At 57.6% G+C, this 13,707-nt stretch carries 13 protein-coding genes; 5 read left to right on the plus strand and 8 right to left on the minus strand.

From position 1 onward, the window contains the following. Positions 1-22: 22 nt before the first annotated feature. Entirely contained in the window at positions 23-1,240 is a 1,218-nt protein-coding gene (locus tag ADB08_RS03630) for a PAC2 family protein (RefSeq protein ID WP_049170906.1), read from the minus strand. 229 nt (positions 1,241-1,469) lie between these two features. Here ADB08_RS03630 and ADB08_RS03635 point away from each other — a divergent pair, with 229 nt between their 5' ends. Next, positions 1,470-2,582 carry a DUF4192 domain-containing protein gene (locus ADB08_RS03635; protein ID WP_049193020.1) on the plus strand — a complete coding sequence of 371 codons (1,113 nt, stop codon included), beginning with the start codon at positions 1,470-1,472 and terminating at the stop codon, positions 2,580-2,582. A 26-nt stretch (positions 2,583-2,608) separates the two neighbouring features. On the opposite strand, the gene galE is transcribed toward ADB08_RS03635, so the two are convergent. From galE to ADB08_RS03665, 6 genes are all read right to left on the minus strand, one after another. Continuing rightward, positions 2,609-3,592 carry a UDP-glucose 4-epimerase GalE gene (gene galE, locus ADB08_RS03640; RefSeq protein ID WP_016422642.1) on the minus strand — a complete coding sequence of 328 codons (984 nt, stop codon included), beginning with the start codon at positions 3,590-3,592 and terminating at the stop codon, positions 2,609-2,611. Continuing rightward, positions 3,589-4,269, minus strand: coding sequence for a metal-dependent transcriptional regulator (locus ADB08_RS03645; protein ID WP_016422643.1), 681 nt, complete (start codon positions 4,267-4,269; stop codon positions 3,589-3,591). Before ADB08_RS03645 ends, galE begins: the two co-directional genes overlap by 4 nt. A 303-nt stretch (positions 4,270-4,572) precedes the next feature. Beyond that, complete coding sequence (locus tag ADB08_RS03650) at positions 4,573-5,562, minus strand: sigma-70 family RNA polymerase sigma factor (RefSeq protein ID WP_016422644.1); 990 nt, start codon at positions 5,560-5,562, stop codon at positions 4,573-4,575. 136 nt (positions 5,563-5,698) lie between these two features. Then, complete coding sequence (dtd, locus tag ADB08_RS03655) at positions 5,699-6,133, minus strand: D-aminoacyl-tRNA deacylase (protein ID WP_049170914.1); 435 nt, start codon at positions 6,131-6,133, stop codon at positions 5,699-5,701. Beyond that, positions 6,134-7,699: a methyltransferase gene (locus tag ADB08_RS03660; RefSeq protein WP_016422646.1), complete on the minus strand. Its 1,566-nt coding sequence runs from the start codon at positions 7,697-7,699 to the stop codon at positions 6,134-6,136. Between the two features lie 38 nt (positions 7,700-7,737). After that, positions 7,738-8,277, minus strand: a complete 540-nt coding sequence (locus ADB08_RS03665; protein ID WP_049170917.1) for a DUF3099 domain-containing protein — start codon at positions 8,275-8,277, stop codon at positions 7,738-7,740. A 174-nt stretch (positions 8,278-8,451) separates the two neighbouring features. Here ADB08_RS03665 and ADB08_RS03670 point away from each other — a divergent pair, with 174 nt between their 5' ends. The 4 genes from ADB08_RS03670 to ADB08_RS03685 all read left to right on the plus strand — a co-directional run bounded on the left by ADB08_RS03670 (position 8,452) and on the right by ADB08_RS03685 (position 12,812). Beyond that, a complete protein-coding gene (locus tag ADB08_RS03670; RefSeq protein ID WP_005509477.1) occupies positions 8,452-8,700 on the plus strand; it encodes a DUF3039 domain-containing protein in 249 nt (82 codons plus the stop codon). Then, positions 8,697-10,442, plus strand: a complete 1,746-nt coding sequence (locus tag ADB08_RS03675; RefSeq protein WP_048733265.1) for a DEAD/DEAH box helicase — start codon at positions 8,697-8,699, stop codon at positions 10,440-10,442. Before ADB08_RS03670 ends, ADB08_RS03675 begins: the two co-directional genes overlap by 4 nt. A 39-nt stretch (positions 10,443-10,481) precedes the next feature. Then, positions 10,482-10,922 carry a hypothetical protein gene (locus tag ADB08_RS03680; protein WP_016422649.1) on the plus strand — a complete coding sequence of 147 codons (441 nt, stop codon included), beginning with the start codon at positions 10,482-10,484 and terminating at the stop codon, positions 10,920-10,922. A 282-nt stretch (positions 10,923-11,204) separates the two neighbouring features. Beyond that, a complete protein-coding gene (locus tag ADB08_RS03685) occupies positions 11,205-12,812 on the plus strand; it encodes an SLC13 family permease (protein WP_049170921.1) in 1,608 nt (535 codons plus the stop codon). A 184-nt stretch (positions 12,813-12,996) separates the two neighbouring features. Here the strand turns inward: ADB08_RS03685 and ADB08_RS11280 are convergent. Further along, positions 12,997-13,707, minus strand: a 711-nt coding sequence (locus ADB08_RS11280; protein ID WP_049170654.1) for an IS30 family transposase, incomplete at its 5' end; no start/stop codon positions are given.

Raw genomic sequence — 13,707 nt, forward strand, 5'->3', positions numbered from 1 at the left:
CCACCCTAGCGGTAACCCCGGATTAGAAGCGGAACCAGGGCTTCCAGCCGCGCCGACGGCGGGGCTTTTCCGGTTCACCGGATTCTTCGCTTTCCGCCTGCTCTTCCCGAGGCTGTTCAGACTCGGGCTGTTCTGACTCAGGCTGTTCGGCAGTGCCGTCTGCAGAAAACTCCGCAGACCTATCATCCGCCGAGGCCGACTCGGGTTCTTCCGAGTGTGCGTCAGTGTCCTCTGATGTAGTTGCCGAGGAATCCGAGTTGGCCGGGGTCTCCGCCTCGTCGTCAAGCGAGGAAGAATCCTCTACTGGGCGCAGCGGTTGAGAAGCGAGGAACCTTTCGAACTCAGCGCCAATCTCGTCGGCCGAAGGCATCTCGCCGTTAGGTCCAAGTAGGGGAGAAGTCTCCAGCTCTTGACGACGTTGAACTTCCTGGTCGTACTGTTCCTCGAGAAGATTGACCAGCTGAGAGACCTCGCCGGAATCATTCGTCTGCGTATTGAGCAGCTCCGCCACCCGCGCGGATTCCTTCTCCAACGCCTCAAGCGGGAGCTCGAGCTTGGCTAGTTTTGCTACCTCCTGCAACAGCCGCAGTGACGCCAGCGGATACTCAGAGGCCGCGACATAGTGTGGCACCTGTGCGGTGAAACCAAAGGCATCACAACCGCGGCTTGCGAGCTCGTACTCAATGTTCAGGCTCGCAGCACCCGGAACTGTGACGCGGTTTCCCCAGGTATGCATATCACCGAGTTTCCGCTTATCTGTGCCATGGGCGATGATGCCCAGTGGTCGGGTGTGCGGAACCGTCATCGGAGCCGAGTACAGCGACACAGTCCGACCGACATCGTAGCGCTCCGCCAACTCTGCAACGGCAGTCGAGAAAGCCTCCCACCGCATGTCTGGCTCAGGGCCAGAAAGCAGCAAGAACGGCTTACCGACGTTGTCGCGAACCACATTGAGTGACAGGTTCAAATCGGATACATCCACAATCTGGTCGTGGTTCATCGTCACAGAGGGACGGCGAGAACGATAATCAATCAGCTCGTCGATAGAAAAGTTCACCAATGGACGGTGCTCGAGAGCATCCAAGAGGAAACTAGCTGATTCCGAGACGGCATTACCGGCATCCGCATAACCGCTAAGTGCAATGACCAGGGTCAGATGGCCCTCGCTTCCCGTTACGTCAGGAACCGGAAAAACTACCTCGTACATATTGCCCTGAGGCTTGTCGGTCGGATCACTCACGTACGACTACCTCCTGCATCACATTTTTCGTCATTTGAAGTAAACAACCACGATACCGCAGAAACTATTCCAGTTATCCACAAGTAGAAAGTAGTCCACAGATGGGCCGATTTTTCCGGTCGCGCACAAGCAAGGCTGTTGCGGATTCGATAACAATGAGAGCCACCAGATGGCGAGAGGATTGTCCGCTGTCGAGCTATTCCAATGGGGGAAAAGGGGTAAGGAATTAATGGGAAACAAACAGAACTTCGGTGCAGGACAAAAGCCTGAAATTGAGCCGAGTGTTTTTCTGACGAACCTGCCGGGAATCGTTGGATTCTATCCGCGGGGGCAGGTAGTGATTGCGGCGTTGTATCGTCAGCAGGTCGAAGATCTCATCGATGGCAAGGTCGAGTTTGATCCGACAGCGCATGCTGGCCCGATGCTGATTAAGGATGTGGCCTCGATGGAGAACAATCCTGACTTGGTGCGGGCAGCCGCGGACTTCCTGCTCGATGAAGGATGCACTCACGCAGATGTGTTTATCATCGACGAATCCTGGGGGATTGAAAAGGACTCCACACCTATTACAGGCTGGCTGCGAGAAGGCGGCCTGCATGAGGTGCGTTTGGCGGGCGTTGCCACTATTGCTGCGGGGGAAGTTGTCACGGACGAGCAGGGAGAGATCGTCGGCATTGTCGGTGACAGTCTGATGACCGACAATGCAAATCTAATCTCTCGGCAGGGAGAGCAGATTTTCAAAAACTATGAGGAGTACCGCAGCTATTTTCGAGGTGGCCAATTCCGCGACAGTAAAGACAGGGCTCTGATTGAACGCCTCCGGGAACGAGCGACAGCCGTTGAGCAGCCTAGGAAGCTCAAAATTGGTTCGGACAATCCCGCGCTCATCGAGCATTTCGACATGCTAAAAGCCGCCGTGGAAAACGTGGCCGATGGTGTGATGGATGCACATGAGGCGGTTCGCGATGAAACCGCGGGATATGCCATTGCTGCAGCACTGACCAACGTCACCTTGCGCGATATGTCCATGATTTTCATTACTACGCAGTTGGCGCAATCAATGGGAGAAATCTGGCGCGAGGCCGCAATCGTCCACCGCGGCAGCCTGCGTGCTAACGCTTTAGCGTGTTTTGCCATCGCAAAGTTCGCGGCTGGGCTGGAGAACTATGCGCAAACAGCTCTCGATGAGGCAGCGGGGGAGCAACCGAATCATTCACTGACTCAGTTGCTGGAAATTGCGGTCGCCAATCAAATTGTGCCGAGGTGCGTTGGCACAATTCTTGGTGCGGCACAAGAGGTGCTGCGCAGGGTATACAAGGTGAAAATGCCGCGTATTGATTAGCGACCCTGCAAGCTGTGCTGCAGTACCTAGCGGTGCGCCGAGTGGGCTCGGTCGCCGAGGTTCTTGGTGTACTCCCATGCATCGGCGACGATGGTTTCCAGCTCCGTATGATTGGGCTTCCATCCGAGCTCGTCCATGGCGCGCTGAGAAGAGGCAATAAGGGTTGCCGGATCACCGGCTCTACGCGGTGCATCCTCAGCAGGAATCGGGTGACCGGTGACCTTACGGCAGGTCTCAATAACCTGGCGAACCGAAAAGCCGTCGCCAGAACCGAGGTTGAAGATACGGTGGGTTCCCGGCGTGTTGGACTCCAGTGCCAAGACGTGCGCATCGGCGAGGTCTTTGATGTGGATGTAGTCACGAACCGCGGTGCCGTCCGGAGTCGGCCAGTCATTGCCAAAGACCATAATCTTGTCGCGGTGACCGAGCGCAACCTGCAGTACCAGGGGGATGAGGTGAGTTTCCACCTCACGGTTTTCGCCAAAACCGCCCCAGGCACCCGCCACATTGAAGTAACGCAAGCTGGTAGCGCCGATGTTGTATGCCTTGGCGTAAGACGAGATGGCGTAGTCCATGGCCAGCTTGGTGGCACCGTAAGGGTTGGTCGGTGCGGTTGGCATGTCTTCGGTAATTGGTGTCTTCTCTGGCTCACCGTAGGTTGCAGCTGTCGAAGAGAACACCAGGTTATTCGTACCGGTATCACGCATTGCGTCGAGTAGCTTCAGGGTTTGGCCCACATTGTTGTGCCAGTAGTCGGAAGGAACCTCAACAGACTCGCCAACAAGCGATTTCGCAGCGAAATGAACGACGCCGTCGAAGCTGTCGGAGGACAGAACCTCGTAGGCCTTGTCCGCCACATCGCCTTCGACTAGGGTCGCGCCCTCTGGCACCGCATCACGGTTGCCAACAGAGAAGTTGTCCAGAATGGTGACGTCGTGGCCAAGAGAAATCAATACTGCCGAGCACACGCTACCGACGTAGCCGGCACCACCAGTGACGAGGAGTTTCATTTGATAATCACCATGATTGCGTGAGACAGAGTATCCGGAATGTCAAGAGAATGATCACCACGGGCGAGAGTCACGCGGCCGGCGGCAACCTCGGCAAGTGCCTCAGTACCCGGCATAATTCCAGCCTTGTGGAGACGCTTCATGTAGCTCTGCTCGACCTGCAGGATTTCGTTAATCTGGACGATCTCAACGGTGTACTCGCCGGGGTTTAGATCGGACAGTCGGCGAACGTTCTCTAACGACTCTGGTGACTGAGTCCCACCGAGGTCTCCCAAACCGGGAATCGGATTGCCGAATGGGGAGCGTGTGTAAGAGTCAAGCACGTCGAGAAGTTTGCGCTCGACCTCGTCACTCATTACGTGCTCCCAGCGGCAGGCTTCGTCGTGAACCTTGTCCCATTCGAGGCCAATGACATCCGTAAGTAGGCGCTCAGCTAGGCGGTGCTTACGCATGACAGCCGTGGCCAGCCTGCGGCCCTCGTCGGAAAGCTGCAAGCTGCGATCTGGGGCAACTACGAGAAGGCCATCGCGCTCCATGCGCGCAACGGTTTGGCTAACGGTCGGCCCCGACTGCTCAAGGCGTTCGGCAATGCGAGCACGCAAAGGAATGATGCCCTCTTCTTCGAGTTCGAAAATCGTACGTAAGTACATTTCCGTGGTGTCAACCAAATCCCTCACGGTTTTCCTCCGATAACACAGTCTTAAAAGTTTTCACTCAAGTATTAGGATAACCACACTTGCGCAAGAAAGATGTTAGGGCTCGCAAATCTAGTGGCTTTGGTGCTGATTAGGCAGCGAAAAGCTTGGTTCGGTGGGCGCTGCTGAGACGGAAGGGAGCGTACGCGATGTCGAAAGTTCGACGTGCAGACGAAAACGCCGACCGCCAGTGTGGATGAAACTCCGGCACGGGGTCGGCATTGAAGTCCAGCTCTATCTCAGGGCTGAAATTAGGAACCCTATCGATGTCACCGCCATGTGGCGTTAGTTTGCGTACTCACGCAGCTTGTCAGCACGGTCACCCTCGCGGAGCTTGGACATAACTTCCCGCTCAATCTGGCGGACGCGCTCTCGAGACAGGCCAAAGTGGCGGCCAATCTGATCCAGCGTGCGGGGCAGGCCATCGTCGAGACCGTAGCGGAGCTTAATAACTTCCTGCTCTCGAATCTCGAGAGTGGACAGAACCTTGCGGACATCGTGGTGACGCAGGGAAGCGACAACTGCCTCCTCGGCATCAGTTGCCTCTGAGTCCTCGATGAAGTCTCCCAGAGGAGCTTCCTCATCAGTGCCCACCGGCATGTCCAAGCTCACCGGGTCGCGGGACTGACGCAGCAGCATCTCAATCTTGGCTTCTGGAATGCCGGATTCCTCTGCCAATTCCTCATTCGTAGCCTCACGGCCGAGTTGCTGGTAGAGCTCACGCTTGATACGAGAAATCTTGTTGACCTGCTCAACCAAATGAACAGGGAGGCGAATGGTGCGCGACTGATCAGCCATACCGCGGGTAATAGCTTGGCGAATCCACCACGTTGCGTAAGTGGAGAACTTGAAACCCTTGGTGTAGTCGAACTTTTCCATGGCGCGGATGAGGCCCAAGTTGCCCTCCTGGATTAGATCCAGCAGAGGCATACCGCGGTTGGTGTAGCGCTTCGCCAGCGAGACCACAAGACGGAGATTGGCTTCGAGTAGGTGGGCGCGTGCAGCCTTACCTTCCTTTGCCAAAATCTTGACATCACGCTTCTTTGCGCGGGTCATTTTCGCGCCGGTCTGCAGCAAATGCTCGGCGTATACACCGGCTTCAATGCGCTTAGAAAGTTCCACCTCTTCTTCAGCGCTGAGAAGAGCAGTCTTTCCGATGCCGTTCAAATACACACGAACCAAATCGGCGGACGGATTGGAGTTATTGCCAGTGCGGCGCCCCTTGTCCCGTGGCTGACCTTCCAGTTCGTCATTTTGAATATCGGCACTCTTCATGAATCTGCCTCCTGGATTTTTAAGTGGACTCGATAACTACAACGCACGGAGTTACGGAAATGTTCCCGTGAAAGTTGATGAATGTCAATAGGGTAATTTTGCCATGCAAATATAATGTTAAGAAAAACTGCCGCGACTAGCATTCTACGAGAACTGTAAAGGGTCCATCATTGACGGATGCGACCTCCATCATCGCTCCAAATTGTCCCGTTTCGACCGTCAAGCCACGATTGCGCAAGTTCTCGACAATTTTTTCTATGACGGGTCCGGCCTCTGGGCCCGGAGCCGCGTCTACCCACGACGGCCGCCGTCCCTTCTTTGTCGCCCCCATCAACGTGAATTGGCTAACAACGAGCACCGGGGCGCCAGCGTCGACAGCGCTGAGCTCGCCATCCAGAATGCGCAGCTCCGCAATCTTGCGGGCCATCGTTTCCCAAGCATCGGCAGTGTCCTCGCGGCCAACACCTACGAGCGCCAAAATGGCGCCGGTATCGCCTCCGTCAACGTGGCCAACAACGGAGCCGTCGACAGTGACTGACGCGGATTTAACTCGGGTGAGAACGGCTTTCATTTACTGTTTATCCTCCAAGAGCTCGGCGGGGAGAATCAGACCATGGCGAACCAAGTCAACGACGATGGGAACTAGGGCGTCCTTGATTGCAGGGACTTCGGACTCATCAAAGGCTCCAAACATTGCCATGATGTCGATGACGGAGCCCAGGGCAGCTTCGGGATGCAGTGCACCCAGGATGGTTGCGACGGACTCATCGATTGAGTGTGTCCAGGCGGGGCCGTCGGTGCGTGAGATGCGCGTATCGAACTCAGTGAAGCCCTGGCCGCTGTCGACGTCGGCAAGCGAAACGCGTTCTAAGGCGACGCCGGGTCGCACAGTAAAGGCAGCTTCGAGGATGGTGTTAGCAGTTTGTGCGCGAAGCCATTCGGCGCGGCCGAGATACTCCTGGGCTTCGGCGCCGAAGGGAGCGGCCAAAGGCTGCGGCATTTCTTCGCACACGGCGGAAGTCGGGCCGGCAATGCGTTGGACTGTGATGTAGCCGAACCCGATGCCTGTCACGCCGCTGTTGCGGAAGTGCTCCAGCCAGGCACGGGAGCGCTCGCAGCCTTCTGGGCTGCGGGGGTCGATGGACTCGTCTCGAAGCCAGGTGCCGATGTATTCCGCCGGCGTGGCGACATCTCGTTGTGTTACCCACACTTCGAGGCCTTCAGCAGGGAGCCAAGAGGCGATGCGCTGTTGCCAACTTTCGCCTTCGATATGGGCCCAAGCACCGAGCAGATGCGCCGTGCCGCCGTCGGTGAGATGGTCGGCCAGACCGCGGATCATAAGTTCGGTGGCACCGTCCAGATTCAATCCTGAGTCACGGTAAACATGTTCCACACTTGGCAGCCCTACGACGAACGGCGGGTTCGCCACAATGCGGTCAAACTTCTTGCCTGCAACCGGTTCAAACCACGAACCTTCGACGGCCTGCGCCTGGTCGAAGCCATTTGCGGCGAAAGTAGCGCGGGCAAAAAACAGCGCCCGGGGGTGAATGTCCGTCGCGACAATCGACTTTGCATCCGGCTGGGCAAGACTCTGGACGCCACAACCGGCACCGAGGTCGAGTACGGATTCCACCGCCGAGGTCGGCGAAATATCGAGGAGGGAGCGGGAAGCCCGCCCTACGCCCAAGACATGATCGGGTCCAGGAACGTGATCGCTCATAGAGGCATCGCGGTCGGAAAAGACAATACGGTCGACTCCCGCAATCTCGACCGGGCGCACATCGATACACACCTGTGCGTTGGTGGCGGTGCCGGCAAGTATGCCGCTGCCCAGTAACTTGGCTGTCAGCTCAGCCCCAAATAGCTGCTGTGCGTCGGCGAAATCGCCCAGGATGAAAAGACGCAACGCGGTCACAGTGTCCGCAGAAACGCCCTCAGTTTCGGTAAGTAGAACATCGACAACGCCGGGCTCACCGCGGTCCAGCGCGGCCAGTCCCTCGGCGCCTAGGACTCGACGCAGTGACTCGCTGGAAAACTCAAGGCGCCTGAGCGCGGTGGCAAATTCCTCCGCACAGTCGACAAAATCACGAAGCTGCTGATCAGTCGGTGGGGTGAAGGTGGAGGGGGAAAAGGTCATCGTAGGCACTACCTTCGTCGTAAAGCGGGGCGGAGGGGCTAGTTAGGGGAGCTTGACGACGGATCGTCGTCTTCCGGCATATCGATGACATTTGCATCATCGAAGGGGGGTGAGATGGTCTCGTTACCGGACTGCGGCGGTGCGTCGGTGTCTTCGGTACTGGCGGCAGAACCGAGCGCGCGCATCTCCGCTTCCTTGAGGGCGCGCTGGCGTTGCTGCTCCTCCCATTTGCGGTTTTGCTCGCGTACAACTCCAGGCTTGTAGACGCGCGGCTTACGCTTGTCCGCGGGTTCTCCAACGCCATTGGCGATAACAACCGCGATCCACGGCATGGGTACGGAGACGACCATGAGAATCGCTGCAATCCACGGCACATCCCACCACAGATAAAAAGCGCCGGAAAGAAGCAGCAGCGGAATGCGAGACCATTGCAGAGCCGCGTAGACGTGGCGGCGGTGGTCATAGTTGCGAATCCGAGAGCCGCGGGCGTCGGTAATCAACGCCGCGTCTTTCTTGCGTCGCCGGGAACTTCCGCGTTTCGGCAGCGCGGAGTCGCGACGGTCATTGATTCGCGCCATGGTTGTCTAGCATACGCCTGTGGCGTGGGGTCGTCTCAACTAGCTATGTCCGTTGCAGCCGCATGCTCGCGTAGTCGTAGCGATGTTGTGGATGGCTGTGGAAGGCAGCAGTCAGCAGCGGCCAGCACCTGGGGCACTGGGCATAATTTGACCGATGGGGCACAATTGGAATCTGTGAGCACTCCATTGAAGACGACAAAGACGATTGAACGCACCGATACCCGCGTCGATGAGTCGACGAGGGACGATACCCCGAAGTTCTTCCATTACGTCAAGAAGGACCAGATCGTGAACTCCGCGGTCAACGGCTCCTACGTCGTTGCTCTGTGCGGTGAAACCTTCCCTGTGAAGAAGTCAGCGAAGCCGGGTTCACCGGTATGCCCTGACTGCGAGCGGATTTACAAGTCCCTGCGTCGCAAGTGAGCGGGCTTCGTAAATGGCAGCAGGAGGCCCTCGACAAATACCTGGCGACTAACCCCAAGGACTTCCTTGCAGTGGCGACACCGGGCGCAGGTAAGACGACCTTCGCCTTGCGTATCGCCAGTGAGTTGCTGTCGCGCCGGATCGTCGAGCGCATCATCGTCGTAGTTCCCACTGAGCACCTGAAAGTGCAGTGGGCTGCTTCCGCTGCTCGTTCGGGGATTGCGTTGGATCCCAAATTCACCAACGCCAAGGGTGTGGTAAACCCCTCCTACCAGGGAATTGTTGTGACCTACGCCCAAGTCGCAGTGCATCCGTTTAAGCACCATGCCGTAGCCACCGCTCGGCCGACATTGGTGATTCTGGACGAGGTGCACCATGGCGGCGATGCCAAGAGCTGGGGCGACGGTATTTCCGAAGCTTACGGCGATGTCGAACGCCGCCTGTGCCTAACTGGTACGCCGTTCCGCTCCGATGACGCGGCGATTCCGTTTGTTCGCTACTCGCCGGACGGCGATGGTTACTCGCGTTCCGTCGCCGATTACACGTACGGCTATTCCAATGCGCTTGCCGACGGCGTCGTGCGCCCAGTGGTCTTTTTGGCTTATTCCGGTGAAGCTCGCTGGCGTGATAGCGCGGGTGATGAGTTCGCTGCGCGACTGGGCACCGTGATGAGCCCAGAGGAGACCACGCGTGCTTGGCGCACCGCGCTTGACCCAAAGGGCGAGTGGATGCCATCTGTGCTGCGGGCAGCGCACACCCGTCTCTCGCAGATGAGGCAGCATATCCCGGACGCGGGTGGTCTGGTCATCGCCTCCGATGCGGCAACTGCTCGTGCGTACAAACGCATTCTCGAGCAGATTGCCTCTACGCCGGTGGCGTTGGTGCTCTCGGATGAACCGGGCTCGTCGGAACGAATCAAGACTTTCTCCGAGTCCACCGATGAGTGGATGGTGGCCGTGCGCATGGTCTCCGAAGGCGTGGACGTGCCGAGGCTGGCGGTCGGCGTGTACGCGACCAGTTCCTCGACTCCACTATTCTTCGCGCAGGCTATCGGACGATTCGTGCGAAGCCGCATGCCAGGGGAGACTGCTTCGGTCTTCTTGCCGTCGATCCCGGTGCTGCTCGACTTGGCCTCGCAGATGGAGGTGCAGCGCAACCACGTGCTCGGCAAGCCGGATCGGCCTTCGGAAGGCTGGGAAGATGACTTGGTCGCTGAGGCCAATCGCCGCAAGGATGAGCCCGACGAATTGCTGCCGGCCTACGAATCCATTGGCGCGGATGCTGAACTTGACTACCTCATCTACGACGGCTCCTCCTACGGCACCGCAACCGTTGCCGGTTCCGCCGAAGAGGCCGATTATCTGGGTTTGCCAGGGCTTCTCGACGCCGATCAGATGCGACTCTTGCTGCGTCAGCGGCAGGATGAACAGCTTAAAGCCGCCAGTGCCCGAGAGAAGGAAGCCCGCGAGGAGGCGAGGGAATCGTCGTCAAGCGGGGGCGAAGGGGGCGCGGTGCACCGGATTGAGGGATCAGCGTACCCAAGGCCGCAGAAGGTGGCCAGTGAGGTGTTGCCGAAGTTGCGGAAGGAGCTCAATACGCTGGTGTCGATGACAGCGGCGCGGACAGGTAAGCCACATGGTCAAGTGCATAACGAGGTTCGGCGCGCCTGTGGTGGCCCGCCGACTGCGCTATGTACGGAGGAACAGTTGCGTGATCGCATCAGCTACCTGCGTAATTGGTAGGGTTTCAAACGAACTGAGCAATCTATGGTGGAGAGAAGAATGTCGGCAAGCAGTGATAAGTCGAGGCCGTCAGAATTGACCGGCGGTGGTTTGTCAGCTGTACCAGGCAATGACGGTCGGACTATTGGCGTGCTGGCACTGATCTTTGGCGTCGGCGGACTCTTGATGTCCTGGATGATTGTTGGTGGCATCCTCGGTGTCTTTGGCATTGTTCTGGGCATCATCGCGATGGCGAAGGCAATGAGTGCCAAGAAACGCGTGCAGGCAGCCGGGGGAGACGCGGTCATCAGCGGTTCGTTCGGATTGGGCGTGGTCGGCATTGTGACGGGTATTGCAGCCGCCGTGGTGTCGCTGATGCTGTATTCGTCGACATCAGATGCGATGTCGAAGTGCGAGAAGTTCGAGCGCACCTCTGGAGAGTATGCCGAGTGCATCTCTAAGCAGATGGGTACTGATCAGCCAAAGAAGCAATCGGAGTGAGTTCGGAAGCGACATCAATGGCGGTCTTACTTTGTGCCCGGAGTTTTCGGTCAACGCCAGATACGCAATCAGGAAATGAGCTAACCCCGTAATCCACCCCCGAAGCCCAACTGCCTGCAGTTTCGGCCGGGGGTTTCTTAGTGAAATCTCATATTTGGCCGAGTGTTGGTAATGATATTGGTGTCAGAAAGTACCCACATTTGGCATCCCCTACATGCGGTAAACGTTTGAACATGCGTGCAATACAGGATGTCTGCTGATTATTAAATAGGAGCGTGAATCGTGGCAGCGACATCTACGCGCGACAACTCCCCGGAACTGTCACCTGGCCAACAAGACCGTGGATACCTCAGCCGAGAGCTTTTCCGTAAGCGCACCGGTCTAGGACTCGGTATCATCCTGGCCCTGCTCGTGTACTTCTTTATGCCGGCTGAGCTCGATCACAACCTGCGTGCAACCGCAGGTGTAGCAGTGCTTATGGCCGTGTGGTGGATGTCCGAGGCTATCCCGATTGCCGTTACGGCTCTGCTGCCGCTGGCTCTATTCCCGATTCTCAACCTCGCGGAGATTAAGGATTTCTCGGGCAAGTACACAGACCCGACCATCTTCCTCTTTATGGGCGGCTTCCTGTTGGCGCTGGCGATGCAGCGTTGGAACCTCCACAAGCGCGTCGCATTGTGGGTTCTGGTGCTCATGGGGTCGTCACCAAAGATGCTGATTCTCGGCTTCATGGTGGCTACTGGCTTCCTGTCGATGTGGGTCTCCAACACGGCCACGGCCGTGATGATGCTGCCAATCGGTGTGTCCGTCCTGAGCCTCATTGTCCGAATGCTGCACGATGAAAAGGTTGCTGCAGAGGATACGGGCTCTGCGAGTGAATCCGTCGCTGAAACCCCCGGTGGGGATGCGCTGGAGGAGGCCGAGGAGTCGTCGTCAAGCTATGACCCGATGCCAAAGTCAAACTTCGGTATCGCGCTGATGCTGGGTATCGCTTACGCGGCATCGATTGGTTCGCTGGGCACCATTATTGGTACTCCTCCGAACGCTATGCTGGCGGCCTACATGGCGGAGCAGGGAGTCAATATTGGGTTTGGCCAGTGGATGCTGCTCGGTGTCCCGGTGGCGGTTGTGCTCATGCTCTGTGCATGGTTCCTGCTGACAAATGTTCTGTTTAAGCCGGAGATTACGCATATTCCAGGTGGGCGCGAACTCATGCGTGACGAGTTGAAGCGCCTTGGCCGTATGTCGACTGGAGAGCGCCGAGTGCTCCTGGTGTTTATCGCGGCGGCACTGGCGTGGGTCTTTGTTCCGGTGCTGCTGCCCGACACCAAGATTGCCGATGCGGTTATCGCAATGACCGTGGGTATTGCGCTGTTCATTATTCCGGGCGGTCCTGATGGCGTTAAGCTTATGCGTTGGGAAAATGCGTTAGAGCTGCCGTGGGGCGTGCTGCTGCTGTTCGGTGGTGGCCTCGCACTGTCCTCGCAGTTCGGTGCCTCTGGGCTGTCGGACTGGATTGGCGAGCAGCTGTCTACTCTCGGCTGGATGCCAGTGGCTGCACTCGTGGTTGTCGTCGGCGCCGTTGTGCTGTTCCTGACCGAGTTCACCTCTAACACCGCGACGGCCGCGACCTTCCTGCCGCTGGTTGGTGCGATGGCAATCGGTCTGGGCCACGACCAGATGATTTTCGCCGTTCCAGTTGCACTGGCAGCTACTTCGGCCTTCATGATGCCGGTTGCAACACCGCCGAACGCCATCGCCTACGGCTCCGGCTACGTCAGCATGGACAACATGGTCAAGGCCGGTGTTTGGCTGAACGTCGTCGCACTGATCGTGATTTCTGTGGCATCGCTGACGCTGCTGCAGTGGGTATTCGGCGTCGTGTACTAGCTGGGTATGTAGTAGCCCGTAGTGGATGGTGGGGCAGCGCGCTGAACCGCCACCGGACTGCTTCGCCTAGCGTTGCTCAGATACTCCTTCGCCCCGTTCCACTTCGGTGGTCCGGGGCTTTTGGCTGCAAATGTGAAACTGTGTGAGTTTATGACACTTTCAGGCCATTTTTCAGGCGGTAGGGTCAGGCGGTCATTGCATCATGGATAACACCAGAGATTACCTCCCGGGGAGTTAACCCGTCGAGCACTACCCGTGGCCGGTTATTCAGCAATGCTTCCGCCTCGGCGACCTCTTGGTCGGTGACATCGGTAAAGTTGGTGCCTTTGGGGAAATAAAACCGGATATCCCGGTTCATCCGCTCATTGCTACCTCGCTGCCACGGCGAATGCGGATCGGCGAAAAACACCTGGATATTCTCCGCGACAGAAAACTCGGTGTGTTTGGCAAACTCCACTCCCTGATCCCAGGTCAACGTCGAAATCGTGGTGTCCATCGACTCTTTGAGCCGACGAATCATCCGTACCATCACCTCATTGACACTGGCGGCAGTATGGTCAGTGCCGAGTCTGCCGAGCAGCACAAACCTGCTGCGGCGTTCCACCAACGTCGCTAAAGCACTGGTGCCATCTGCGCCAATAATCAAATCGCCTTCCCAATGACCGGGTACCGCACGATCATTGGCTTCGGCTGGGCGAAGTGAAATATTGGCATCATGAGTCCAGCGTTTTCCACGTGGCTTGGGCACCCCGGCTAAAAGCGAGCGGGGTTTACGCCCTGGCCGGGTAGTCCGGCAGGACTTTTCAAACACAAGTTCTTTGCGCAAGCTGCCTGCCCCTTGTACGTAAAGGGCCTGGTAAATCGACTCGTGGCTAATAGTCATGGACGTATTATC

It is taken from the genome of Corynebacterium sp. 239_CJEI (genome assembly GCF_001055995.1).
In the GTDB taxonomy this organism is placed as follows: domain Bacteria; phylum Actinomycetota; class Actinomycetes; order Mycobacteriales; family Mycobacteriaceae; genus Corynebacterium; species Corynebacterium jeikeium_D.